Annotated in this window: 17 protein-coding genes; 10 read left to right on the plus strand and 7 right to left on the minus strand. The window is 73.2% G+C overall.

The genetic code is table 11. The features are described 5' to 3' along the window. Positions 1-26: 26 nt before the first annotated feature. From ACFO60_RS32250 to ACFO60_RS32270, 5 genes are read left to right on the plus strand one after another with little or no spacing between them, the layout of a single operon-like run. Complete coding sequence (locus tag ACFO60_RS32250) at positions 27-1,859, plus strand: SCO2524 family protein (RefSeq protein WP_380848069.1); 1,833 nt, start codon at positions 27-29, stop codon at positions 1,857-1,859. Then, a complete protein-coding gene (locus ACFO60_RS32255) occupies positions 1,859-2,779 on the plus strand; it encodes an SCO2523 family variant P-loop protein (protein WP_380848071.1) in 921 nt (306 codons plus the stop codon). The genes ACFO60_RS32250 and ACFO60_RS32255 overlap by 1 nt, the downstream gene beginning before the upstream one ends. Beyond that, positions 2,779-3,738 carry an SCO2522 family protein gene (locus tag ACFO60_RS32260; RefSeq protein WP_380848074.1) on the plus strand — a complete coding sequence of 320 codons (960 nt, stop codon included), beginning with the start codon at positions 2,779-2,781 and terminating at the stop codon, positions 3,736-3,738. The genes ACFO60_RS32255 and ACFO60_RS32260 overlap by 1 nt, the downstream gene beginning before the upstream one ends. Continuing rightward, a complete protein-coding gene (locus ACFO60_RS32265) occupies positions 3,725-4,768 on the plus strand; it encodes an SCO2521 family protein (protein ID WP_380848077.1) in 1,044 nt (347 codons plus the stop codon). Before ACFO60_RS32260 ends, ACFO60_RS32265 begins: the two co-directional genes overlap by 14 nt. After that, positions 4,710-5,681 carry a hypothetical protein gene (locus ACFO60_RS32270; RefSeq protein ID WP_380848080.1) on the plus strand — a complete coding sequence of 324 codons (972 nt, stop codon included), beginning with the start codon at positions 4,710-4,712 and terminating at the stop codon, positions 5,679-5,681. The genes ACFO60_RS32265 and ACFO60_RS32270 overlap by 59 nt, the downstream gene beginning before the upstream one ends. Here the strand turns inward: ACFO60_RS32270 and ACFO60_RS32275 are convergent. Beyond that, positions 5,678-6,877, minus strand: coding sequence for an NAD(P)/FAD-dependent oxidoreductase (locus ACFO60_RS32275; RefSeq protein ID WP_380848082.1), 1,200 nt, complete (start codon positions 6,875-6,877; stop codon positions 5,678-5,680). The genes ACFO60_RS32270 and ACFO60_RS32275 overlap by 4 nt on opposite strands. 325 nt (positions 6,878-7,202) lie before the next feature. Here ACFO60_RS32275 and ACFO60_RS32280 point away from each other — a divergent pair, with 325 nt between their 5' ends. Further along, on the plus strand, positions 7,203-7,607 hold the full coding sequence (locus tag ACFO60_RS32280) for a hypothetical protein (RefSeq protein ID WP_380848085.1): 405 nt from the start codon (positions 7,203-7,205) through the stop codon (positions 7,605-7,607). 40 nt (positions 7,608-7,647) lie between these two features. Here the strand turns inward: ACFO60_RS32280 and ACFO60_RS32285 are convergent, their stop codons facing one another. Next, positions 7,648-9,087 (minus strand): S41 family peptidase, encoded by a 1,440-nt coding sequence (locus ACFO60_RS32285; RefSeq protein ID WP_380848088.1) that lies wholly within the window; start codon positions 9,085-9,087, stop codon positions 7,648-7,650. 87 nt (positions 9,088-9,174) lie between these two features. Between ACFO60_RS32285 and ACFO60_RS32290 the strand changes: the two genes are divergently transcribed. The 3 genes from ACFO60_RS32290 (at position 9,175) to ACFO60_RS32300 (ending at position 12,817) form a co-directional block, all read left to right on the plus strand. Further along, positions 9,175-9,828, plus strand: coding sequence for a response regulator transcription factor (locus tag ACFO60_RS32290; RefSeq protein WP_380848091.1), 654 nt, complete (start codon positions 9,175-9,177; stop codon positions 9,826-9,828). Continuing rightward, positions 9,825-11,054, plus strand: a complete 1,230-nt coding sequence (locus ACFO60_RS32295) for a HAMP domain-containing sensor histidine kinase (protein ID WP_380848094.1) — start codon at positions 9,825-9,827, stop codon at positions 11,052-11,054. Before ACFO60_RS32290 ends, ACFO60_RS32295 begins: the two co-directional genes overlap by 4 nt. Positions 11,055-11,407: 353 nt before the next feature. After that, on the plus strand, positions 11,408-12,817 hold the full coding sequence (locus ACFO60_RS32300; protein ID WP_380848097.1) for an acyl-CoA carboxylase subunit beta: 1,410 nt from the start codon (positions 11,408-11,410) through the stop codon (positions 12,815-12,817). A gap of 19 nt (positions 12,818-12,836) precedes the next feature. Here the strand turns inward: ACFO60_RS32300 and dpgD are convergent, their stop codons facing one another. The 5 genes from dpgD to dpgA form a co-directional block, all read right to left on the minus strand. Then, on the minus strand, positions 12,837-13,634 hold the full coding sequence (gene dpgD / locus ACFO60_RS32305; RefSeq protein WP_380848100.1) for an enoyl-CoA-hydratase DpgD: 798 nt from the start codon (positions 13,632-13,634) through the stop codon (positions 12,837-12,839). A 162-nt stretch (positions 13,635-13,796) separates the two neighbouring features. Then, a complete protein-coding gene (locus ACFO60_RS32310) occupies positions 13,797-15,254 on the minus strand; it encodes a benzaldehyde dehydrogenase (protein ID WP_380848103.1) in 1,458 nt (485 codons plus the stop codon). 58 nt (positions 15,255-15,312) lie between these two features. After that, complete coding sequence (dpgC, locus tag ACFO60_RS32315; RefSeq protein WP_380848106.1) at positions 15,313-16,677, minus strand: (3,5-dihydroxyphenyl)acetyl-CoA 1,2-dioxygenase DpgC; 1,365 nt, start codon at positions 16,675-16,677, stop codon at positions 15,313-15,315. Continuing rightward, the gene (gene dpgB, locus ACFO60_RS32320; RefSeq protein ID WP_380848109.1) at positions 16,674-17,423 is read right to left on the minus strand and encodes an enoyl-CoA-hydratase DpgB; all 750 of its coding nucleotides are present in this window, start codon (positions 17,421-17,423) and stop codon (positions 16,674-16,676) included. Before dpgB ends, dpgC begins: the two co-directional genes overlap by 4 nt. Positions 17,424-17,459: 36 nt before the next feature. Then, positions 17,460-18,569 carry a 3,5-dihydroxyphenylacetyl-CoA synthase DpgA gene (gene dpgA / locus ACFO60_RS32325; RefSeq protein ID WP_380848111.1) on the minus strand — a complete coding sequence of 370 codons (1,110 nt, stop codon included), beginning with the start codon at positions 18,567-18,569 and terminating at the stop codon, positions 17,460-17,462. Positions 18,570-18,928: 359 nt separating this feature from the next. Between dpgA and ACFO60_RS32330 the strand changes: the two genes are divergently transcribed. After that, positions 18,929-25,752, plus strand: a 6,824-nt coding sequence (locus tag ACFO60_RS32330; protein WP_380848114.1) for a beta-ketoacyl synthase N-terminal-like domain-containing protein, incomplete at its 3' end; no start/stop codon positions are given.

Consider the following 25,752-nt stretch of genomic DNA (forward strand, 5'->3'; position numbering starts at 1 on the left):
GCGACCCGCGGGAGGCAGGGGCGCCTATGAAACTGAAGTCTCGGCAGCAGCTTCTCGAGGTATGGGAGGCGGTCGCCAGGGCGGCGCTGCGTGAAGGTCGGTGGACATGGGGAGGCCGGGACGGCACATGTTCCATCTCGGATACCGAACAACTTCTGTGCCTCCTGTTCCCCGCATCCGAATTGGCCGGTTTCCGGCTGGATGTCCCCGATGAGACGTCGGAGGACGTTCTCGAGTCGCTCGCCGCACTCGGCGACAGCGTCGAGATCCCCAAGCTTCTCCTGCGAGTGATCAGCGAATACCTCGACAATTACACCGATGATCTGCAACGCCCGATCTTCTCGGGCGGCAGCTATTTCACGTCGAGCGATCCCGCCCAAGACATGACGAAGGAACAACTCGCCCTCGACGTGGTCGATTCCTTCTCCATGTCGGTCACCCTGATGCTGGGGACACTCGGTTTCATCAAGGTCTTCCGCAGAAGCGTTCGCCGGGAGGACCTTCTGCGGCAGATCGCCAAGGTGGAGGAGCAGGCGAGCAAGAGGCTGTCGGCCGCCATGGTCGGCCTCCTGCGCAGCTTTACCGTCAACGTCTTCGACCTTGGCTCTCCCGCCGGGCGCACGCTCATCCGTGCCGTGAACCAGACCGGCGCCCCCCAGCGCCGGGTCGTGGAAGATCTGCAGCGGCGGCTGCAAGGGGTCAGGGCCGGCCTGCGCGACCTCACCATCGGGTCCGGCCAGGTCGACCTCGACAACCCCAATCTGCTGTTCGAGTGCGGCTGGACGTGGGGCATCGCCAAGGACGCGCCGCTCATCGAAACGCCGCTGGACGTCGGGCGGCAGCCGGACGGCGTCGCGCTCAATGCTCCTTACCTGTACTTCACCGTCATCGCGCTGACCAGCATCACCGACCTGTTCTCCGAGCGCACCCGCGTGCTCGGCCTGCTGAACGACGACCAGATGCAGCTCGCCCAGGCCCTCCAGCGCCGCTGGGACCTCACCCAGGCATACTGGTCGGCCATCGCTCTGTACGGCCGGGGGCGCTGGCCGCTGGAGGACATTCCCTGGCGCACCACCGACGAGGTGGAGTCCGACTATTTCAGCCTCCTGGTGACCGCCATGGTCGTGCAGAACCTCCTGCGCGGGCAGGTGAGCGACGCCCGGCTCGGCAGGGTGGCCAGCGTCCTGGAAGAGCTGGCCATGCGCGGCCGGATCACCAGGCGGGCCATCGCCGGCGACCCGCCGGTCAAGATGCACGCCCCAGGAGTCCGTTTCGTGCTGGACGGCAGCGACGAGCTCGGGCCGCGCCTCGACTGGGTCGTCTCCGACTTCGCCGTCACCCTCCTGAAGCGCACGATCACCGTCGCGTCCCTCGCGCAGAGCGCCCACATGCGCGAGCGCCTCCAGTCCCTCGCCGACGAGATCTGGCAGCACATCCTGGCGCGCCGCTGCGGCGACGGCGCCGCCGACGGGCTGTGGGACCAGCCGGCGAACGTCTTCGACGATGTCAAGCACAAACACGAGGAGCCCTCGTGGTACTTCACCGTGCGTGTCGTGGAATTTCTGGTGTCGGCGGCCAAGAACAGCGAGGGGGCGCCGTTACGCAGCCCGCTCCTGGCCGACATCGCCTCCGAGATGCTGATCGAGGCCGAACACCTCTACGACCAGGAACTGCTCATCTGGGCCGTGAGCTCGGGACAGGCGATACAGCCGAAGCTGGGCAGCACCCAAGCCCGCCTCCAGCGGGCCCGCGGCATCCTCAGAGAGAGGCCGGGTAGCGCGGTGGCGCTGATCAGCGAGGCTCTCCGAGATCTCGAGATGCTCGCCGCCGCACGCGAGAACGCGGCGGAGGCGACCTGATGATGCTCGTATTCGCCATATCGGACAAGGGCGGGACCGGCAGGTCGGTCACCGGGACCAACATCGTCTACCGCCGGGCCCTGCAGGGCAACGACGTCTGCTACCTCGACTTCGACTTCGGGTCCCCCACGGTCGGGGCGATCTTCAACGTCGGCTCCGCGGACCGCGGCACCGACCTCGGAGGGCTGCATTCGTACCTTCTGAACAAAGCCCCCGAACCCCACCGCATCGACGTGTGGACCGAGTCGGACCGCGAAGGGCTGCGCGCCAAGCCGGCCGGCGCGGGCCGGCTGGTCTTCCTGCCCGGGGACGTCGGCGGCGGCGAGTTCCCCATCAAGCCCGACGTCGTCGGGCGATGCGTCAGGCTGTTCACGCGCCTGCGGGAGGAGTTCGACCTGTGCCTGGTCGACCTCAGCGCGGGCCGATCCTACGCCGCCCACATGGTACTGGCGGCGACCGCTCAGCCCGAGCTCGCCGCGACCCCGTTCCGATGGCTGGTCTTCCACCGGTGGACCCGCCAGCACATCATCGCCGCGGCCGGCCTCGTGTACGGCCCGCGAGGGCTGCTGGAAGTGGGGGTCGAGCGCGGTCACGAGCGGTCCGCCCTGACCGACCGCATCCGGTTCGTCCGCACGGCCGTGGTCGAGCCGGACGCCCCCGAGCTTTCCCCCCTGCGGCCGACCCAGCTCGCCTGGCTGGGCGACTGCAACCGCGAACTGCAAGAACTGGCGAGGAAACACCGTGTCGGCCGCACCGTCATGCTCGGCAAGGTGCCGCTGGACCCGGTGCTGCAGTGGAGGGAGCAGCTCATCTCGGACGAAGACGTGTGGGCGACACAGATAGCCAACGCCAGAACCGTCGAGGCCTTCGACGAGCTGGCCAAGAAGATCGTCGATGACAGCGCCTGGGAGGGCCTCTGATGTCGGCAGGAGCGGTCTTCGGCGAGCTCGCCGCCCAGCGTCGCGTGGTCTCGACGCAACTGTCCCACCTCTCGATCGAGCTGGGTCATCTCTACATGGAGGACTTCGAGCAGGGCTTCGAGGCCATCGCCGCCCGGTTCCGCCGGGTGGGCCCCTGGGTGGACGCCGTGCGTCATACGCGTGAGGGCCTGTTCCCCGCCCAGGGCACGCCCAGGATCAGCACCTGCTTCCTGATCGACGACTACTTCACCCGGTTCAGCACGCCGGGCGAGATCGTTCCCATGGTGATCGAGGCCGCGGCGGCGAGCGGGCTGACCATCGACTACCTGGCCCGCGAGTCGGCCTGCGCGCGAGCCGGCGAGGTCGAGCCGGCGAAGCTGGTCGAAGACCGGCTGGTCGTCGACCCCGCCCCGGACACCGACGGGTCCCGGCCTCCCGTCACCGAGACCGGGTGGCTGTGCAACGGGCAGCGCTCGCCCGAGCCGGACCTCACCGAGGCGATGGGCGCGGCCCCGGCATGGCGGCACCCTGTCCAGAACGCCGCGCGCCGCCATTCCGTCTTCGTGGACGTGGAGCTGTGGGACCTGGACGAGAAGGGCGAAAGGACGTGGTCATGCGCGTTCTTGGCCTCGGTCTGGCAGCTGCTCCGGCTGGGCATGCTGCGGTCCCACGGCGCGGAGGTCCTCTCCCCGAGCCCGGCCGCGACGCCCTACCTGGACGAGTGGGACGCGCTCGCGCCGGTGACGCGTCTGAACGAGGCCGCGCACCCGTTCAGCGCCTACCAGACCCTCTCCATACTGCCCATCCGCTTCCTGCCCATCGAGTTGGCCGTCCGCACGATCCTGAGCCAGATCGCGGTGGACGGGGAGGTGCGGCGTCAGGTGGCCGCCCGCAGCGGCGCGGAGGGAATACCGCCGGCGGACGAACTGGTGGACCGAATCTCCTATGTCTTCCTGTGAGCCGGAAGTGCTCCCGGCCTGGGTCCCGGAAGACCACGTGCTGATGATGGGCGAGGTCCGGACCGGCCTGCTGCAGAACACCGTGCAGATCTCGCTGCCCGCCTGCGAGGACGTGCTGAACCTGATGGCCGGAGAACGTGTGCTCACCTCGCGCCGCCCCATCCCCCGCGCCGACTCTCCCGACGTTCTGACCGGCGTCGACTGCGCGCTGGCAACGGCCTCCGGGGCGCGGGTGCGCGGGGTCGGCACCGTCGTGTCCCACGCCGCCATCACCGGGGGCCGGGTCCTGCAGACCTCCTCCTACGCGCGACTGGCGCCCTCCGCCGTCAACCGCCGCATGCCGTGGTCGCATTATCTCGCCACGCCCGGCGTGGTCGAGGTGCTCGGCAGGCCCCGCTGGGCGGACCTGGCCGCAGGCTTCTCCGCCCCCGCCGTGCCCCACGGCCGCCTGGACTTCGGCGCGATAAGCGAGCGGCTGATGGACGCCGTGCAGGCCTCGCCCCATCTCGACCGTCAGGCGCCGTTCCGCGCCGCCCGCACCCGGCTCCGATGGGTGATCGCAACGAAGGAGGAAGACGCACTCGACATCCACCTCGTTCTCGTCAACGACACCGTGCGAACGCTGCGGCTCGCGGGTGATCCGGCGAACGCCGTCGTGGCGTTCTGCGAGGATCTCGCGCTGCACGACTGGCTGCTCACCACCGTGGACGCGCTCACCGAACGCGCCTTCATCGGAAGCGCGCCGCCGGCCGAGGTGGCCGCGCGGTTGGCTCCCGCCATCGACCATCTGCTGCACCTGTGGATGCCGGCGGCTCGGATGGACGACTCGGTCCTGCACTTCTGGGAGCAGCTCGAGCGCAAGCCCGGCTTCGGCCGGCAGTGGCGGTCGTCCGTCGACAGAATCCGTGACCAGGTCGCGTCCAACACGCTATCTCTTCTGAGCCTGATGGCTCGGGACCGGAGAGACTCAGATGAACGGAAGAGCCCTCGGCGGGCCGAGTGCGGAGGTAACGTCAAAAGCCCTCCGTAAGATCATCGTTACGGTCCTGACCGGCAGCATCACGTTCGGCCTCACCAACATCATCGTCGACCAGCCGATCTACAGCGTCATCCTGTCCACCTTCCTGGGCGGCGTCGTGTACGTCATCCAGTACCTCGTCGAGGTGGACACGCAGCTTCAGGCGGTCCGCGACGAGCAGCGCCGGCACCACGGCACCATCGAGGCGCTCGTCCGCTCGGGGTTCTCGCGGATCAGCGAGGCCACCGAGCTGTTCGGCCTGGTCGAGTCCTCCGCCTTCCGGACCGACGTGGTGACGCAACTGGTGCGCAACGCCACCCAACTGGGGCCGGAGACCCCCGAGCTCATCCACGACTTCGCGCAGGCCGAGATCGAGAGGATGTCGCGGTTCTTCCGGGAACTGGGCGAGGGCAATGTCATTCACGAAGGCGAGGATCGTGAATGGCTGCTGGGGCTGGCCACCAACACCCGCTCGTCCATCGACGCGATAAGCCTGACGACGGTGGACGCGGGTTCCTCCGATGTCGAGGGGGGATTCTGGGTCACCGACCTCGGTCAGCGTTATCTGCGCATCCAGCGCGACCTTGTTCAGCGCGGCGTGCGGGTGCGCAGGATCTTCATCCTGGATCGTTCCGACAGGCTGCAGGCCGAGGTCTTCCGCCGCCAGTACCACTGGCAGGAGGAGATCAGCATCGACGTCCGCGTCCTTGAACTGCTGACCATCCCCACGGCTCTGCGCAGCTCCATCTTCGACTTCATCATCTTCGACGACGCGGTCAGCTATGAGGTCACTCCGACCTCCTGGGTGGGGGACAACCTGGGCTCGCTGATCGTGAACACCCGTCTGGTGCTCGACGACCCGCACATCGCGGACCGGAAGAAGACCTTCGAGGAACTGTGGGAGCTGGCGGCGCCGCTCGGCTAGTCAAGGCCGGTGGCCGCTCCGGAGGCGCCGCCGCGCATGAACCTGCCGGGACCGCAGACGGCCAGGTGACGCCGGAGCCGAGGGGTCATGGGGGTCGTGCCGAGCACGGCGCTCACCATCTCGGCGGTCGCCGGCGCGAGCGTGATCCCGAGGCCGTGGTGTCCGGTGGCCAGGACGACCCGGCCGTCCGCGTCGGCCGGGCCGACGAGCGGGAGGTCGTCGGCGGTGGCCGGCCGTATCCCGGCGCAGTGCCTGATCGCCGGCCACCGGGCCGCCGCGGGAATCAGGGCGGCGAGTCCTCTGCGGATCATCGCCTGGTTGGCGAGGGTCGGGCGGGGCACCGAGACTCCGACGTCGTAGCTCACTCCGGCGCTCAGCCGGCCGCTGATCCTGGGCACGGCGTAGGCCGGGCACCGTGAGCCTCCGAGGTCGACGATCGAGTAGACGTGATGCCGGAGCGGATAGGCGTGCCGGTGGTCCGGCGGGCGGACCTCCATCGCCTCGCCCTTCACCGGGAACAGGAAACGGGCGAGCCGCGGGATGAGCGCGCCGCTCAGATGGCCTCCGGCTATCACGGCCGCGGCCGACCGGAGGGTCACGCCGTTGTCCAGCACGACGACCGCGCCGCCCGCGTCCGGCCGGACCGCGACGGCGCGGGAACCCGTCTTGACGCGGGCCTCGCGGTGCAGGCGCAACGCGGACGACAGCGAGGACATCAGCGTCACCGGTTCCAGCGCCGGCTCGGACGGCAGCAGGTAGCCTCCGCGGACCTGGGGACTGAGAAGCGGTTCGCGCTTCAGCAGTTCGTCCCTGCCGAGGCGGCGGACGTCGGATCCGGTGGCCGCCCAGCGCGGGAAGACCCGCGTCTCCAGGCGCCGCATCTCCTCGGCGTCGAGCGCCACCTGGATCGCCCCGGTCCGGAGCAAGGGCACGGGGACGCCGGAGCGTTCCTCGATCTCCCGTAGCCACGCCGGATACAGACGGCGGCTGTGCCGGGTGATCTCTCCGAGCGGCGTGAAACATGAATCGTCGGTCTCGGAGATGATCCCGCCCATGGCCGACGACGAGGCTCCGTCACCCAGTTTGTCGCCGGCTTCGACGATGATCACCTGTAGACCCTCGGTGCACAGGCGATCAGCGATCGCGCAGCCGATGACTCCACCACCGACGATGGTGACGTCGCAGGTCTCATGCACGCGGCGCTCCCAAGCTCCTGGTGGCTCTCGCGTTTCGAGGGGAAGCGAGAGCCTCGGGTGGCTGGAACTGTGACCGCCGTCTCGAAGTCTGCGAAGAGCAGGCCGGCATCCGGGTCCTCCACGCGGATGATTACCGTCGGTATGACATTATCTCGATGCGCTTATGTGGAGGAGTGCCGCGATTGGTTGGACTTCTTCACCTTTATGGCTATATACGGTTCGAGGTCGTGCCGGCGATTGATCAAGATGTTGCCATGGGGGAGGATGCGTTCCTGTAGCGCCGTACCGGGTGGGTGCGATGTGCGCCAGAGAGAGGGAGGAAGCCTTGCCGTCTCGACCGGCCGGCACCGTGGTATGGGTGCTCGTCCTGCTCCTCGCCGGTTCCGCGGGCGTGGCGCTGTCCCTCGCGACCGCGCCGGTGGCGTCGGAGGCGACGTCCCGCGACCAGATGGACTCGCCCTACCTGATCCCCGTCTTCCTCGTCCTCGCCCTCCTGACGGCCCTCGTCGAATGGCTGGCCGGCAGGAGGGGATTCTGGTGGGGCCTGGTGGCCCCGCTTCCGTTCCTCGTGTGGTTCGTCATGGGGGTCGTCCGCGGCGCGGGCGGCGAACAGGGCCTGTGGCCGGTCGGCCTGATCTTCCTGCTCGTCCTGGCGCTGGTGCACGCGGGCATCGCGCTCGCGGCGGTGTCGGTGGTGCCGAAGCACCGGCGCGGACCGACCGCGAGCTGACCCGCGCGGGGCCGCCGCGGACGGTCCGCCCGCGGGTGCTCTACAGAAGCGCGAGGGCCTTGGCCAGGGCGGGGTCGCGGCCGGAGGCGAGGTCGAGGGCGGTCATGGGCGCGTAGTGGTCGACCGGCACCCCGATCGTGTCGATGATCTCGCGTGCGGGCCCGAGGTGCCGCACCTGCGGCAGGAGCAGGACGCTGCCGTCGTCGAGCAGGTAACCGGCGGCGGGCCCGGAGACGGCTCCGGCGGTGCGGGTCCCGATGAGGGGGCCGATGCCGTTGTCCTTGACGGCCCCGCTGAAGTCCTCGCAGGCCGAGGCGCATCCGCGGTCGGTGAGCACGATCAGGCGGGCGCCGAGGAGCGGCACGCCGTCATCGGTGCGGTTGGCGGTGCACTCGCCCTCGAGCGGGCAGAAATAGCTGGTCACCTTGCCGTGCGCGAACGCGCCGAGCAGCCGCGTGACCTCCTTGGGCGACCCGCCGCCGTTGCCGCGCAGATCCAGGACGACGGCCTTGGGCTTGTCCTGCAGCTTGGCGATGACCTGGTCGGCGGCCTCGGGGAAGAACGCGGGCAGCCGGACGTAGGTGACGCCGTCGCCGAGCGCCTTGGACGTCACCGCCGGGCGTTCCTGCGTGACGGGGCCCTCCTTCAGCGTCACGGTGCGGACCCGTCCGGTGGTGGGGCGCTTGAGCGTGAGCCGTAACGGGGTGGATTCGATGACGGCGAGAATGCCCTGGTTGAAGGTGTCCCCGATGAACGGCGGCATGCCGCCGATCTTGAGCACGATGTCACCCGGCCTGACGTCGGCCTTGGCCGCGGGGCTGCCGGGCAGGACGCGGGTGATGAAGAGCGGCGGCCGCGCGGCCGGGTCGGGCTCCGGGCCGTACAGGGGGGCGGCGCCCGCGATGCCCGTCCCGGTCGGCCCGCCCTCCGGCGGCGGGGTCGGCCGGATCGAGCGGGCGTGGTTGTCGTGCAGTCCGGCGACCATGCCGGTGATCGCGGCGCGCAGCGCGGCGGGATCGCCGGCGCCGAGGACCTTGGCCACGGCCGTCCAGTCGCTCGCGCGGTTCCCGGTCAGGGCGGGCAGCTGGAGGCCGGGGCGGTCGGCGCCGCGCCGCATCAGGTCCTGGGTGTAGGCGGCGAAGGCGCTCTTCAGCAGCGTCCTCGGATCCATGGCGGGGCCGCTGTAGTAGTGGTCCAGCACGCAGAGGTACGCCTGCCTGAGGGTGTTCACCGTGGTCGGCGCCGGGTCCTCCGGGGGCGCCGTGGCGGGCGCGCAGGCTCCGCCGGGAGCGGCGGAGGCCGATGAGGACGCGGATCTCGCCGGAGAGGCCGGGGCGGTGGAGGAGGCCGGGGCGGTGGAGGAGGCCGGGGCGGCCGGGGCGGCCGGGGCGGCCGGCTTCGGGACGGGGGCCGGGGTCGCCGAGGGAGCGGACACCAAGGCGGCCGCCGACACGACGGCGGCGCATAAGGCTCTGATCATGGCCCCAGCGTGGCCGGAGGCGGGTTGCACGGCCGTGAACGGGTGCGTTAACGCCGCTGTTACCGGGAATGGGGTACGAACGTCGGCATGCGAGTGCTGGTGGCCGAAGACGAGCGCGACCTGGCCGATCTGGTGGCGGTGGGGTTGCGCCGCCATGCCATGGCCGTCGACGTGGTGTACGACGGCGCCGCCGCGGCGGAGCGGCTGGCGGTGCACGACTACGACGTCCTCGTGCTGGACCGGGACCTGCCGGAGATGCACGGCGACCTGGTCTGCCGGGAGCTGGTGGCGCGCGGCGGCCGTACGCGGATCCTGATGATGACGGCGGCGGCGTCGGTGCCCGAGCGGGTCGCGGGCCTCGGCATGGGAGCCGACGACTACCTGCCGAAGCCCTTCGACTACGCCGAACTGGTCGCACGGGTGCAGGCGCTGGGGCGGCGCAGCCGCTCACAGGTGCCGCCGGTGCTGACCCGGCACGGCATCGTGCTGGACGCCCACCGGCTTCAGGTGTCGCGGGACGGGCGGCATCTGCACCTGTCGCTCAAGGAGTTCGCCGTGCTGGAGGTCCTGATGAGGGCGGACGGCGCGGTCGTGAGCTCCGAACGGCTGCTCGAAGAGGCGTGGGACGAGAACGCCGACCCGTTCACCACCGTCGTGCGGGTCGTGGTCAGCCGCCTGCGCGCCAAGCTGGGAGACCCGCCGTGCATCCAGACGGTTCCCGGCGCCGGATACCTGCTGTGACGGCGGGCCGGGCGCCCACCGCGGGCGGGGCGCCCACCGCGGGCGGGGCGTCCGCCGTGACGGCGGGACGGGCGCACGCCGTGGCGGCGGGACGGGCGCACGCGGCGGCGACGGTGCGGGTCCGGCTCACGCTGATCTACTCCGGGCTGTTCCTGCTGACCTCCGTCGTGCTGCTGGTCACGGTCAACGTGCTGCTGAGCCAGGCGCTGCGGACGCGGATCGGGCGGATCCCCGACGCGCCGTTCGCGCCGCCGGGTCCGGGGCGCGCGATGCCGGAGGTCCGGCCGGTGCCGCTGCCGGATGTGGTGGACGACGTGGTCAACTACCAGTGGGAGATGGCCACGCTGACGGTCGGCGTCCTCGCCCTGGTGTCGGTCGTCGTCGGCTGGCTGGTCGCCGGGCGGATCCTGCGGCCCGTCCACCGGATCACCGCCACGGCCCGCCGGTTGTCGATGTCGAACCTGCACGAACGGATCGCGGTCACCGGGCCGAAGGACGAGCTGAGGGAACTCGCGGACACCTTCAACGCGATGCTCGACCGGCTCGAACGCTCCGTCGAGGGGCAGCGGCGGTTCATCGCCAACGCCTCCCACGAGTTGCGCACCCCGCTCGCCGTCCAGCGGGCGGCGATCGAGATCGGCCTCCCCGAGGACGTCGGCGCGATCCGCGACAAACTGCTGTTCCACAACCGCCGCACCGAGAACCTCATCGACGCCCTGCTCGTCCTGGCCCAGGCCGAACACGGCCTGGACCGCAGGAGGCCGGTGGCCCTTGAGGAGGTGGTCAGGCTCGTCGTGGCCGAAGGGCGCCCGGGGGAGGTCACCGTGACGACGCGCGTCGAACCGCTCGTCGTCGACGGGGATCCGGTCTTGCTGCACCGGCTCGTCGCCAACCTCGTCGACAACGCGATCCGCTACAACCGTCCCGGCGGAACGGTGGAGCTGACGCTCTCGCGGCGGGAGCTGACCGTCCGCAACACCGGGCCGGTGGTGCCGGTGGACCGTCTCGGCGAGCTGTTCGCGCCGTTCCGGCGGCTGCACACGACCCGTGACCAGGGCAGCGGGCTCGGTCTGTCGATCGTCGCGTCGATCGCCGGGGCCCACGGGGCGGGGGTGCGCGCGACGCCCAACCCCGGCGGCGGCCTGGTAGTCATCGTGACCTTCCCTCCCCGCGAGAGCGCCTTCACCGCCGTGACGCGGGCCCCCGTGCCACAGGTTCGGCGATAATCCGCCCCCCGCACGGGAAACGGCCGGCATCTCCTCCGCGCGGGCCTTCCGTGCCGCGCCGCGTTTCCGGCCGCGCGGCGCTCTCGCCCTCCCGCGCTCCGGTCCGATGACGTTCACGCACGCCGGCGCGCACAACCTGCCCTTTCGCGCCGATATCTTTATCTCGAGGGTGATCGCATTCATAGTGGTCGCGGCCGCACTTTCGACAGGGGTTGTTAGGGGTTGAAGTAGGGGCAGCCGTTGTAATTAGCTTTGCGCATATTCGATCGGCGCATTTTCGAGATGATTCCGACCGCGAGTGAAAAGCCTTTCCCGGCGTACTCCGCGCCATCCCATCACATACGAGGTGGAAAATGACGCAACTCGATATCCGCCCGGCGCGGATCGACGTGCGCGACCCGGCGCACCGGCTGGAGACGCTCTTGGACGCCGGGTCCCAGACGCCCTTCGGCGACCCGGCCTGCGGCGAGGTGCGCACGGTGCGCGGCCGGGTCGGCGGCGCACCCGTCGTCGCGTACTGCACGAACGCCGCCCTGATGGGCGGGGCGATCGGATCGGCGGGCAGCAGGCGGATCGCCGAGGCCATCCACACCGCCGTGCGCGACCGCTGCCCGGTGATCGGGCTGTGGCACTCAGGCGGGGCCCGGCTCGCCGAGGGCGTCGAGTCGATGGACGGCATCGGCCACATGTTCGCGGCGATGATCCACGCCTCGGGCCGGGTGCCGCAGCTCTCGCTGGTGCTCGGGCCCGCGGCGGGGGGCGCGGCCTACGGCCCCGCCCTCACCGACCTGGTGATCATGGGGGCGGCCGGCCGGGTCTTCGTCACCGGGCCCGACGTGGTGCGGAGCGTCACCGGCGAAGAGATCGACATGGAAGGGCTCGGCGGGCCCGACGCGCACGGCCGCAACTCCGGCGTCGTCCACGTCGTCGAGGAGACCGAGGAGGACGTCTTCGCGACGGCCCGGGAGATCACCGGCCTGCTCGCCCGGCCGGGCTTCTTCGACCCGGCCTCGCTCGGCGGCCCCGAGGACCTGCGGGCCCTGCTGCCGCCGCAGGCCCGCAGGGCCTACGACGTGCGGCCCCTGGTCCGCAGGGTCGTGGACGCGGGCGCCTTCACCGAACTGCAGGCCAGGTGGGCGCCGAACATCGTGGTGGGGTTCGGCAGGCTGGCGGGCCGGTCGATCGGCGTCATCGCGAACAACCCGCTGCGCAAGGGAGGCTGCCTGGACTCGCTGAGCGCCGAGAAGGCGGCCCGCTTCGTGCGCATGTGCGACTCGTTCGGCCTTCCGCTCGTGGTGATCGTGGACGTGCCGGGCTACCTGCCGGGCGTACGGCAGGAATGGGAGGGCGTCGTCCGGCGCGGGGCCAAGCTCCTGTACGCCTTCGGCGAGGCCGAGGTGCCGCGCGTGACCCTGGTGACGCGCAAGTCCTACGGCGGCGCCTACATCGCCATGAACTCCCGGTCGCTGGGCGCGACGGCGGTGTTCGCCTGGCCGGAGGCGGAGGTCGCGGTGATGGGCGCCGAGGCGGCCGTGGGCATCCTGCACCGCAAGGCGCTGGCGGCGGCCCCGGAGGCCGAGCGCGAGACGCTGCGGGCCCGGCTCACCGACGAGCACCGCCAGGTCGCCGGCGGCCTGGACCGCGGGATCTCGCTCGGCGTCATCGACGAGGTGATCGACCCCGCGGACACGCGCCGCAAGCTGGCCGAGGCGCTGGCCGCCGCCCCGCCCGGGCGCGGCCACCACGGCAACATCCCGTTGTGAGCCAGGAAGGCCGTCCCGCTCAGCGCCCCTGCCATCGGGGCGGCCGCTTCTCCACGAACGACAGCGGCCCCTCACGGGAGTCCTCGCTCACCATCCGCCTCTCCTCCCACACGTAGCGCCGGGCGAAGGCCTCCTCCAGCGGGAGGGTGGCGGCGGTCAGGGCCGCCTCCTTGATCGCGCGGACGGACAGGGGCGCGCACCGCAGCAGGTCCGCCAGCCAGGCCTCCACCGCCGCGTCGAGCTCGGCGGCGGGGACGACCTCGTTGATCAGGCCGAGCTCGTGCGCGCGGGCGGCGCCGAGACGGCGGCCGGTGATCAGATGCCCGAGCGCGGTGCGGTAAGGGATCTGGCGGGTGAGCCGGAAGACGCCGCCCGCGCCCGGGATCAGGCCCAGCCGCGCCTCGGGGAGACCGAACTGGGCGTCCTCGGCGGCGACGATGATGTCGCACGCCAGGGCCAGCTCGAATCCGCCGCCCAGGGCGTACCCGCGGACCTTGGCGATCAGCGGCTTGGACAGCGTGAAGCGTTCGGTCAGCCGGGGCCAGCCGGGCCTGCCCCTGCTGCCGAACGTCGCGGGCCGCGAGGGGCCGGAGGGCGCGGACGCGACGAGCTCCTTGAGGTCCTGCCCGACGCAGAAGGCGCGATCGCCCGCACCGGACAGGACGCCGGCCCACAGGTCGTCGTCCCGCTCGAAGTCGTCCCAGATCTCGGCGAGCTCCTCGTGCGTGCGCAGGTCCATGGCGTTGAGGACCTCGGGCCGGTTCAGGGTCACGTGGGCGACGCGGTCCTTCTTCACGTACAGCACTCTGGACGGCATCGGCCGCTCCTTCCGTCTCCCCATGGTGGATGCCGGCGCCGGCCGCGCCCCCGTCGTACCGCCGCCCGAACCCGGGCCGTGCCGCCGTCCTGCCGCCCCGCCCCGGCCGTCCGGCCCCGCCGCGGGGCGCGGGCAGGTCCGGACGGACGGGGCGGGGGACGCCTAGAACGGGAAGGGCTGCGGCGTGCCGCGGACGGTCAGCCACTGCCACTGGGTGTAGGACTCCCAGCTGTGCGGCGCGCCGTGCGGGGCGCCGTTGCCCGAGGCGCCCCGCCCGCCGAACGGAACGACCGCCTCGTCGTTGACGGTCTGGTCGTTGACGTGCGCGATGCCGGTCCGCAGCCGGTCCGCCAGCCGCAGGCCGCGTTCGGCCGATCCGGTCAGCACGGCGGCGGTCAGCCCGTAACCGGTGTCGTTGGCCACGGCCACCGCCTCGTCCTCGTCGCCGACGACGATGATCGGCGCGACCGGGCCGAAGATCTCCTCGGTGAACGCCGGCATGTCGCGCGTCACGCCGGTCAGCACGGTCGGCCGGTAGAACAGGCCCGTGCCGGCGCCTCCGCAGCGCAGCTCGGCGCCGGCCTCGACGCTGGCGGCGACGATCTCGTGCGCCCGCTGGAGCTGGCCCGCGTCGATCATCGGGCCGAGGTCGGCCGGCCCGGTCCACGGGTCGCCCACCGTCAGGCGGTTCGCCCGTTCGACCAGCCGGTCGGTGTACTCGGCCGCCACGGAGGCGTGCACGATGTGCCGGCCGGCCGCCATGCAGATCTGGCCCTGGTGGAAGAAGGACCCGAAGGCCCCCGCGGAGGAGGCGCGCTCCACGTCCGCGTCGTCGAGGACGATCAGGGCGTTGTTTCCGCCGAGCTCCAGCGACGCCCGTTTGAGAGCGCGCCCGGTCACCGCGCCCACCTCCCTGCCGGCGGCCGTCGACCCGGTGAACGACACCATCGCGACGTCCGGGTCGCAGGCCAGCGCCTTGCCCGGCCCGGCGTCGCCCGGCAGGACGTGCAGGACGTCCTCGGGAAGGCCCGCCTCCTCGAACAGGCGGGCCACCAGCAGGCCGCCGGAGACGGCCGTGCGCTCGTCTGGCTTGAGCACGACGGCGTTGCCGAGCGCGAGCGCGGGCGCGACCGAGCGGAGGGCGAGCAGCAGGGGGAAGTTCCACGGTGTGATCACCGCGACGACGCCGAGCGGCACCCGCCGGGCCAGGCTGGCCCGGCCGGGGGAGGAGGGCAGCAGATGGCCGTGCGGCCGGGTCGGCAGCGCGGACGCCTCCCGCAGCTCGTCGAGCGCCGCGCCGATCTCCGCCTCGGCCTTCATGGGGACGGCGCCGCCCTCCCGGATCAGCCAGCCGGCCGCCTCCTCGCGATGCCTGTCCAGCACCTCGGCCGCGCGGCGCAGCACCGCGGCGCGTTCGGCCGGGGCCGCGTCCTGCCAGCCCGGTTGCGCCCGCGCGGCGGCGCGGGCCGCGAGGCCGGCGTCGACGGCGTCGGCGACGCCCACGCAGGCGAGCGTCTTGCCGGTCGCGGGTTCGACGACGTCGCGCGTGCGCGCCGCCGTGCTCCTGCCCGCGCCGAACAGCCGGCCGTCCAGCATGCCGGCGTCGAGAAGAACGGACATCGTTTCCTCCTGCCCGGGCCGGTGGCGGGGGCCGCGGCCGACGATCGGGACCTGGTCGTCATGACTCGCCGCGCGCCCGCCCGGGGGAGGACCGCCCCGTGCTGAACCGGTGGACCTTGTCGATGACGTCCGGGCTGTACAGCCGCAGCGCCTGTTCGAGGGCGAACTCGGCGGCGTAGGCGCGGAAGTGGTCGACCGGTTCCTCCGCGAGGTTGATCATCCGGCGGTTGGCGACGACCGCCGGGTTGGCGAGCCGCTCCGTCGCGGCCTGGACGGCGGCGTCCATGAGGTTGGGGTCGGCGACCTCGTCGCAGATGAGCCGGGCGTCGGGCTCGCCGGCCCAGATCTTGCGCCCGGCCAGGATGACCTGGCGCGAGAGCCGGCCCCCCGCGAGGCTCGTCAGCCGCATGTTGGCCATGCCGGGCACGATCCCCTCCTGGGCGGCGGGGAGGCTGAAGTAGGCGTCGGCGGCGGCGATCACGTGGTCGACCGAGAACAGCAGCTGCATGCCGCCGCCGATGGCGAAGGTCTCGACCGCGGCGACCCAGGGCTTGTCCACCGTCGGGCGCGGCCACGGGTCCTCCGAGCGCACGCCCCTGATGAGCTTGTGGATGTACCCGAGCTCGCGGCGCAGCAGGAAGTCCACGTAGGAGATGCGGCCCTGGTGGAGGTCCACCAGGTTGATCCCGGCGCAGAAGACCCGGCGGCCCTGGTAGCGGGGGTGGGTCATCTGCCCGCCGCGCAGCACGCCGACCTTGACCTGGTCGTCCAGGAGCACCAGGTCGACCGCGGTCTCCATGTCGTCGATGAGCTGGTCGTCCTCGGCGTTGAGGAAACGGCCGTTGGCCAGCGTGATGTGCGCGGCCTGCCCGAGCCGCTCGAGGCGCAGCGTGCCCAGCACGGCCGAGCCCGTCCTGCGCCACTCGGCGAGCAGCGACCTGGCCCGCCGCGTCGGGCAGAGCATCGAGTCCAGCAGGTGGTGCCCGGCCCGCGGGGAGCCGAGCACGGCGTGGAAGAAGATGCCCTGGTCGATCTCCAGGCCGTCCTTACCGGCCTGGGCGAACTCGCGCTCCGCGGCCATCTGCTCCCTCGTCGGCGCCAGCCCGGGGAAGGCGTCGGCCGCGGCGAACACCAGCTCCGGCAGCCGCAGCCGTTCGCGCAGCCCTCCGGTCAGCTCCTCGTAGACCTGCTCGGCGTGCAGCCGCAGGAAGCCGTGGCGCGCCCGCCGGCGCTGGGTGAGGGCCTCGTCGGCCAGTCGCCGCTGGTCGGGCCCGCGTTCGGCTTTGGGCGGGAGGCCGGCCAGCAGTTCGTCCACCTCCGCCGCGTGGGTCATGAGCGCGTCGGCGTCGGCCAGCAGCGCCCCGGTGAAGACCGTGGCCGCCCCGGACCACGGGTCCGCGGTGCCGGCGGCGCCGCGCCTCATCGGCGGTTCTCCTTGGCGCCGGCGCCGGGCCCCGTGCGTTCCTGCCGCGAGGCGGGGCGCGCGCCGTCCGAGCGGCGGACGAGCGTGCGGTCACAGGCGGCCAGGTGCATGCCGAGCGCGTCCTCGAAGCTGGTCGCGGCGGCGTCGTGGACGAGGCGCCGCCGGATCGCCAGCTCCGCCTGCTCCAGACGGCCGGCCGCCGCGGCCACGCGCGCGGCGGACGTCGCCGCGTCGGCGGGCATCTCGTCGAGCAGGCCGGTCTCGAGCGCGCGCTCGGCGGACATCTCGGCGCCGAAGAGCACCATCCGGCGGGCGAACGCGCCGCCGAACTGGCTGACGAGCCGGTGCACCGCCATCCCCGCCCAGATGCTGTCGTCGCTCACCGGCACCTCGAACCGCGCGTCCGGCGCGCCGATGCGGTAGTCGGAGGTGAGCAGGACCTCGAAGGCGGGGCCGCCGCAGACGCCCTCCACGATGGCGATCTTCGCGATCTGGGTCCGTTCGAGCCGGCGCAGCGCCTTCTCCCACCGGCTCACCATGTCGATGCCGACGGCGCCGGGCCAGTGCCGCGCTGTGCCCGCGCCGCCGAGCCGCAGCACGGCGGCCGTGCCGGCCCGCGCGTCCTCGGCCTGGTCGCAGAACGCGTGGATCTCCGCGATCAGCGCGGGCGACAGTTCGCGCTCGCTGTCCACGCGCAACGCGGCGCCCGGAGCCTGCGGGAGCGGGGCGAGGTCGATGGGAGACATTGTCTGGTGTCCTCCTCGTCGGGGGCGGGTGGCGGGTCAGTAACGGACGAGCGCCGTCTCCAGCGTCGACCCGGGCCCCATGGTCACCAGGACGCCGTGGTCGCCGGGGCGCGTGACCCCCTCCCGCACGAGCCGCTCGTAGGAGAAGAGGAAGGAGCCGCTGGAGAGGTTGCCGTAGCCGCGCAGCACGCCCGTCGTGTGCCGCACGTCGTGCCGGGTCAGGCCGAGATTGACCATCATGGAGTCCACGACCTTCTTGCCCCCGGAGTGGATCAGCCAGTGCGCGATGTCGCTGCGGCGCAGCCCGGTGCCGTGCAGGAGGTCGCCGATGACCTTCTCGGCGTGCGCGCCGACGACGTAGGGCACGTCGCGGTCGAGGTAGAAGCTGAACTTGCCGTGCGCGTCGTCCCAGTCGTAGCGCATCGCGTCGATCGCGTCGGGGATGATGCAGCTCGCGTACTTCAGGACCCGCGGCCCATCCCGTCCCGGCTCGTCGGCCACCGCGACGGCCGCCGCGCCGTCGCCGAAGAGGCTGTTGACGACCGACGAGCGCATGGTCCCGTCGAAGACGTAGGCCGCCGAGCAGGCCTCGATGCACACCATCATCGCCAGCCGGCCCGGATTGGCCGAAGCCCAGCTCGTCGTCGCGTTGAGCGCGTTGAGCCCCGCGTTGCAGCCCATCCCGACGACGTCGAGCCTTCCGCAGTCCGTCGGGATGCCCAGTTCGCGGATGAGCAGCGCGGTGAACCCCGGGGTGAGGAGCCCCGTGGTGGAGACGCAGACGAGGTAGGCGATGTCGCTGACCGCGGCGTCGATGCGCTTCAGGCACGTCTGCAGGGCCCGCGCGCCCAGCTCGACGCCATGTTTCTTGTGCTTGGCCAGCAGTTCGCCCTGCGTCTCCACGCGGGGCCGGCCGTCGGAGCCGGTCGGGGGGACGGTGAGGTGGCGGCGGTCGATCGCGCTGTTGAGGAACACCGAGCGCACGCGCTCGTCCTGGATGCCGAAGAGGTCCAGGAGGTCCTGCTGTGAGTAGGACGTCTCGGGAGTGGCCGTGCCCACCCCGAGGATGGCCGGGCCTTTCAGGGCGGAGGGCCGTTCCGGCGCCGCGGGATCGGCGGCCGGCGCAAGGCGCTCGCTGATTCTCATTTTGGCCCCCTGTTGATTTGGTCGGGCACGACGCGAACGCTACTTCAGCCCCTGTGGCGCGCGATATGCGCTCGGGGTGTGAACGCCGTCATATCAACGGCTAGGGGTTACAGGGGTGGCCCTGAAGACGCTCGTCAGATGGCGCCCGGTGGACGGGACCAATAGTGCCGGAGCGTCGTCCGGCGCGAAATCCAGTCGGACTGTAGTGCTTATCCAGCGGCCTCTTCCAGACGTCGGTGAATCGGTAAGGGGCGGGCCTTGTATTAGGGGCTTGTAGGCGCCGCTCGGCGTTATCTAACGTCGGGGTCCTTCGGGTGCGTACCCGCGGTTGCCATCCCCCAGGAGCGAGGAGCGCGCGAGTGACGCGAGTCCAGGACCTCGAGACACTGCCGGAGCTGCTCGAAACCCACGCGACCCGCCGGGCGGACCAGGTGGCCTACGCCGACGCCGCGCGGGAGGTCACCTACGCCCAGCTGTGGGAGCGCACCGGACGGCTCGCCGGCCACCTGGCCGCGGGCGGGCTCGGGCGCCTGGACCGGGCCCTCATCCTGCTCGGGAACCGCGTCGAGACGGTGGAGAGCCTCCTCGCGGTCACCCGGGCGGCCGCGATCGGCGTGCCGGCCGACCCGCGGTCCGCGGACGCCGAACTCGCCCACCTGCTGGACGACAGCGGCGCCCGGACCGTCATCACCGACGGCGCGCACCTCGGCCAGATCGAGCGCCTGAGCGTGGGGCGGCCTCCGCTCACCGTCGTCCTCGCCGACGGCCCGGCGCCCGGCGCGCTCGACTTCGCCCGGCTCGCCGGCACCGCGCCCGAGCTGGGGCCGCGCGACGACCTGCGCCCCGGCGAGCCGGCCTGGATGCTCTACACGTCGGGCACCACCGGACGCCCCAAGGGCGTCGTGTCCAGCCAGGCGAGCTGCCTGTGGTCGGTACGCGCCTCCTACCAGGGCGTCCTCGGGCTGAACGCGGACGACCGGCTGCTGTGGCCGCTGCCGCTGCACCACAGCCTCGCGCACATCCTCTGCGTCCTCGGCGTCACCGCGAGCGGCGCCACCGCGCGGCTCCTGGCCGGCTTCGGCGTGCGGGACGTCCTTGAGGCGGTGCGCGCCGAGCCGTTCACCATGCTGGTCGGCGTCCCGGCGATGTACCACCACCTGGTGGCGGCCGTGGGCGAGACCGGCCTGACCATTCCGGGACTGCGAGCCTGCCTTGTGACGGGCGCGGTCACCGGCTCGGCGCTGGGCGCCGCGGTCGAGCAGGCCTTCGGCGTGCCCCTGGTGGACAGCTACGGGAGCACGGAGACCTGCGGCGCGATCACGATGAGCCGCCCGGACTCCCCGCGCGTCGGAGGGACCTGCGGGGTCGCCGTGCCCGGGACCGAGGTGCGGCTGGCCGACGCGGTGACCGGCGTCGCCGCCGGCCCCGGCGAGGAGGGGGAGGTCCTGGTCAGGGGCCCGAGCCTGATGATCGGCTACCACGGCCGCGAGCGGGAGACCGCGGAGGCGCTGCGGGAGGGCTGGTACCACACGGGCGATCTGGCCCGGATGGATCCCGAAGGGCGTCTCACCATCACGGGCAGGATCAAGGAACTGATCATCCGCGCGGGGGAGAACATCCACCCGGGCGAGATCGAGGAGGTGCTGCGCGCCGTGCCGGGGATCGCGGACGCCGGCGTCGCGGCCCACCCCGACGAGGCTCTGGGCGAGGTCCCGGTCGCCTACGTGGTCCCGTCGGACGCCGACTGGTCGCCGGAGGAAGCGGTGGAGGCGTGCCGCCGGCATCTCAGCTATTTCAAGGTGCCCGTGGAGCTGCGCGAGGTCGCCGCCCTGCCGCGCACCGGCTCTGGCAAGATCAGCCGGCGTGCCCTCCCCGGCCTGCCCTCCCGTCTGCGCGCCGCCGGCACCCCCCACCACGAGAACCTGTGGCGCTCGCGCTGGACCCCCTGGACCGCCGCTCCCGCGCCGGCCGGCCCGCACGCCGGGAGCTGGGCCCTGGTCGGCGAGGAGGACCCCGGCGTCGAGGCGGGGCTACGGCGATCCGGCGGCGCCGCCGCGATCTTCCCCGATCCGGCGGCGGCCCGCCGCGCGGATGGGCGCTTCGACGGCTGCCTGCTCGCGGCCCCGGCCCTCTCCGGCGCCGGCGGCTCCCTGGCCGGCCTCCTCGCCGGCCTTGAGGACCTGGACCTGACGGGACTGCCCGGGCGCGTCGCTGTACTCACCCGTGACGCGGTGGCCGCCCGTCCCGGCGAGCGGGCCGACCCGCTCGGCGCCGCGCTGCGCGCCTGGTCGCGCGCACGGCACGGCGACCGCGTCACCCTGGTCGACCTGCCCTCCGACGCCACGGCCGCCGACGCCGACGCCGCGTGGGGCGCCGTCCGCGCCGCGTCCGGAGGGGAGGACCTCGCCGTCCGGGACGGCACGCCGCTGGCGCCTGCCTTCTCCCGGGTCCCCGCCGCCGCCAGGGTCGACGGCCCTCCCCTCGGCACCGAGGCCAGGGTGCTGGTGACCGGCGCCTGGTCCCGGCCGGCACGGGTGCTCGCGACGCATCTGGTCGCCGCCTACGGCGTCGAGGACGTCGTGCTGGAGGACGACGGGCATGGGGCGGCCCGGGTGCTGGCCGCCGAGCTCGCCGGCCTGGGCGCCTCCGTGACCGTGGTCCCCGCGGACCCGGCCACGGAGGCGGGAGCCGCCGGCCTGCTCGACGCGGGCGGGCCGGTCACGGCGGTCGTGCATCCGGTCGCCTCGGTGCGCGACGCCGTGGCCGCCGGGCACCTGCTCGCGCTGGTGGCCCGTGGGGGCACGGCGACGGCCGTGACGCTGTGCGTGCCGCCCGGCGGCGACCTCGCGGCCGGGCGGGACGCCGCCGGGGCCGCCGCCGTCGCCTACGCCACGGCGCTCGCCGAGGGCGCGGACCGCACGAGGGTCGTCGCCCTCGGGACGGCGGAGGAGATCGGCGACGGCGAGGTCCGCGCGGCCTTCGACGCGGCCTGGGCGGTGCCGTTCCCGGTGACGGCGTCGCGCGCCGGCCCGCGCGCGGCCGGCGGCCCCGGCTCCCGCCCGCCGCAGGACCCCTCACCCGGTGCGGACGACGGGTCCGAGGCGGGACGGCTCTCGGAGCTGCGCGCGCGGCTGTCCCCGCTGCCCGCGCGCGGGCGCCTGCGCGCCCTCGGCGAGATGGTGCGCGAGGAGGTCGCACGGCTGCTCGACCTCGACGATCCGGGCGGCGTCGATCCCACGCTGGCCTTCACCCGTCTCGGATTCACCTCGCTCAGCGCCGTGCGGCTGCGTGACACGCTGGCCGCCAGGACCGGGCTGCGGCTGCCCGTGTCGCTGGCCTTCGACCGTCCGACGGCCGACGCCGTCGCCTCCTTCCTGGACGACGAGCTGTTCGGCGGGCCGGACGCCGCCGGCGCGGACGCCCCCGCCGGCGGACCGGCGTCGCGGATGACCGGCGGGGGGGAGCCCATCGCGATCATCGGGATGGCCTGCCGCTACCCCGGCGGGATCTCCTCGCCCGAAGACCTGTGGCGCTTCGTGGCGGGCGGCGGGGACGCGATCACCGGGTTCCCCGCCGACCGGGGCTGGGATCTCGACCGGCTCCTGCGCGGCGACGGCACCGAGGCGGGCACCGTCGCCACGCGCGAAGGAGGGTTCCTGGACGCGGCCGGCGACTTCGACGCCCCGTTCTTCGGCGTCAGCCCCCGGGAGGCCCTGGCCATGGATCCCCAGCAGCGGCTGCTGCTCGAAGTCGGCTGGGAGGCGATCGAACGCGCCGGCATCGACCCGCACGCGCTGCGGGGCACCGACACCGCCGTGTACGCCGGGCTGATGTTCCACGACTACGCGAGCCAGAGCGGCCGGCTCCCCGAAGACCTCGAACGCCTGGTGGGGACCGGCACCTCGGGCGCCGTCGCCTCCGGCCGCCTGGCCTACACGCTCGGCCTCACCGGACCGGCGCTCACCCTGGACACCGCCTGCTCCTCCTCTCTGGTGGCGGTCCACCTGGCGGTGCAGGCGCTGCGGCGCGGCGAATGCCCGCTGGCGCTCGCGGGCGGCGTCGCGGTGATGGCGAGCCCGGCCACCTTCATCGAGTTCAGCCGCCAGGGCGGGCTGGCCCCCGACGGCCGGTGCAAGGCGTTCGCCGCGGCCGCGGACGGCACCGGCTGGTCGGAGGGGGTCGGCGTGCTGGTGCTGGAACGGCTGTCGGACGCGCGCCGCCACGGCCGCCGGGTACTCGCCGTGATCAAGGGGAGCGCCGTCAACCAGGACGGGGCGAGCAACGGGCTGACCGCGCCGAGCGGGCCCGCCCAGCAGCGCGTGATCCGGCGGGCGCTGGCCGACGCGTGCCTCGCGCCCTCCGAGGTCGACGCGGTGGAGGCGCACGGCACGGGCACCGTCCTCGGCGACCCCATCGAGGCCAACGCGATCCTCGCGGCCTACGGCCGCGACCGGGACACCGGGGCTCCGCTGCTCCTTGGATCGATGAAGTCCAACCTGGGACACACTCAGGCGGCCGCGGGCGTCGGCGCGGTGATCAAGATGGCCGAGGCGATGCGGCACGGCATGCTGCCGCGCACCCTGCACGTCGACCGGCCCACCCCGGCCGTGGACTGGGACGCGGGTTCCGTGCGCCTGCTGACCGAGCACACCCCGTGGCCACGGACCGGGCGCCCGCGCCGCGCGGCCGTGTCGTCCTTCGGCGTCAGCGGCACCAACGCCCACCTCGTCCTGGAGGAGGCGCCCGTTCCCGAGCCCGCCGCCGCGCCGGCGCGGCCCCCCGCTCTGCTGCCGTTCATCCTGTCGGCGCGCACCGAGCCCGCGCTGCGCGTCCAGGCGGGACGGCTGCTCGGCCTGCTGGAGGAGGACACCTATCTCGCCCTGCCCGACCTCGCGGCCGCGCTGGCCACGACCCGGGCGTCCCTGCCGGTGCGCGCCGTGGTCGTCGCCGGGGACCGGGAGGAACTGCGGCGCGGGCTGGCCGCCGTCGCCGACGGGGACCCGCCGGGACCCGGGCTGTCCGGCACGGCGGGCGAGGGCGGGCTCGCGGTCGGCTTCACCGGGCAGGGCAGCCAGTATCCCGGCATGGGCCGCGACCTGCACGCCGCGTTCCCCGCCTTCGCCGCCGCGTTCGACGCGGCCTGCTCCGCGCTCGACCCGCACCTGGAACGCCCGCTGCGCGAGATCATGTGGGCGCCGGAGGGCACGGGCGAGGCGGCGCTGCTCGACCGCACCGACTTCGCGCAGGCGGCGCTGTTCGCGCTGGAGACGGCGCTGTTCCGGCTCGTGCGGTCCTGGGGCGTGCAACCGGACCTGCTGATAGGGCACTCGGTCGGCGAGGTGGTCGCCGCGCACGCCGCCGGCGTGCTGGCGCTGCCCGACGCGGCCCTGCTCGTCGCGACGCGGGGGCGGCTGATGGCGGGACTGCCGGCCGGCGGTGCCATGGCCGCGCTGGACGCGACCGAGCAGGAGGTCCTCGACGTCATCACCAGCGTCCCGGGCCTCGCGGACGTGTCTGACGTGTCGGACGTTTCGGGCGTCTCGGACGTGTCGAATGTCTCGGACGTGTCTGATGTGTCGGACGTCTCGAACATGTCGGATGACTTGAACGTGTCGGGTGTCTCGAACGTGTCGGGCGTCTCGGGCAATGGTTCGGACGGTGCGGATGTCTCGGGGCGGATCGCCGTCGCCGCGGTCAACGGTCCTCGCGCCGTGGTCGTCTCCGGCGACGAGGACGGCGTGGCCGCCGTCGCGGAGGCCTTCCGGGCAAGGGGCCGCAAGGCCACCCCGCTACGGGTCAGCCACGCCTTCCACTCCCCGCGCATGGAGCCGATGCTGGAGGCCTTCCGCGCCACGGCGCGGACCCTGACGTTCCGGCCGCCCGACGTGCCGGTGGTGTCCAACCTCACCGGTGAGATCGCCGAACCGGGCCGGCTCCGCTCGCCGGACTACTGGGTCAGGCACGTCAGGGAGGCCGTCCGGTTCGCCGACGGCGTGCGCCGTCTGGTGGCCGAGGGGATGACGGGCCTGCTGGAGCTCGGGCCGGGCGGAGTGCTCGCGGCGATGGCCGGCGAGTGCGCGGCCGAGGCCGAGCTCGCATGCCTCGGCGTACTGCGCCGAGGGCGTCCCGAGGTCCGCTCCCTGGTCACCGCGCTCGGCCGGGCGCATGTGCGCGGTGCCGCGATCGACTGGAAGGCCTTCTTCGGCGGCCCGCCGTCCCGGAGCGTGGAGCTGCCCACCTACCCGTTCGAGCACCGCCGGTACTGGCTCGCCCCGGCGCCGCGCGACCCGGCCTCCCCGGCGCTCGGGCTCGCCGCCGTGGACCACCCGCTGCTCGGCGGAGCCGTCTCGCTCCCCGACACCGGGGCGCACGTGCTGGTCGGCGTGCTGTCCCCGGACGCCTGCCCCTGGCTGGCCGACCACGTCCTGCTGGACACCCCGGTCCTGCCGGCCACCGCCCAGCTCGACCTGCTCCTGCGGGCCGCCGACGTGACCGGCGCCGGCGGGGTGGCCGAGCTGGAGGTCCACGCGCCGCTGGCCGTCCCCGCGGCCGGCGCCGTGCGGCTCCAAGTGTGGGTCGGCCCCGAGGGCCCCGGCGGCGGGCGCCCCGCCACCGTACGGTCCCGGGAGTGGCAGGACGGCGAGTGGACGCTGCACGCCACCGCCGTGCTGGCCGCCGAGGACGACGGGGGCCCGGCGGCGGAGCCGGCCGCCTGGCCCGGCGACGGCGCGCAACCGGTCGACCTGGACGGCCTCTACGACCGGCTCGCCGAGTCGGGACGGGTGTACGGGCCGGCGTTCCGGGGGCTCGAGGCGGCCTGGCGGTCCGGCGGCGACCTGCTCGCCGAGGTCCGGCTGCCCGAGGACGCCGTGGCCGGCGCGGACGGCTTCGCCCTGCACCCGGCGCTGCTGGACGCGGCCCTGCACGTCCTTGAGCTCCAGCCCCCCGGCGACGCCGGGGACGGGCTCCGGCTCCCGCACCGCTGGACCGGCGTGAGGCTCGACGCCGCCGACGCGACCGCCCTTCGCGTGCGCGTCTCGCCGGCCGGCCCGGACGCCGTCACGGTGCACTGCGCCGACGTCGAAGGACGTCCGGTCGCCCACGTCCGATCGCTGCGCCTGCGCCGGTTCGACGCGGGCGAGCCGCGCCCGGCGGGCACGAGGCCACGCCCGGCGCCGCCGCG

The sequence above is a fragment of the Sphaerisporangium dianthi genome (assembly GCF_042654065.1).
GTDB lineage: Bacteria > Actinomycetota > Actinomycetes > Streptosporangiales > Streptosporangiaceae > Sphaerisporangium > Sphaerisporangium dianthi.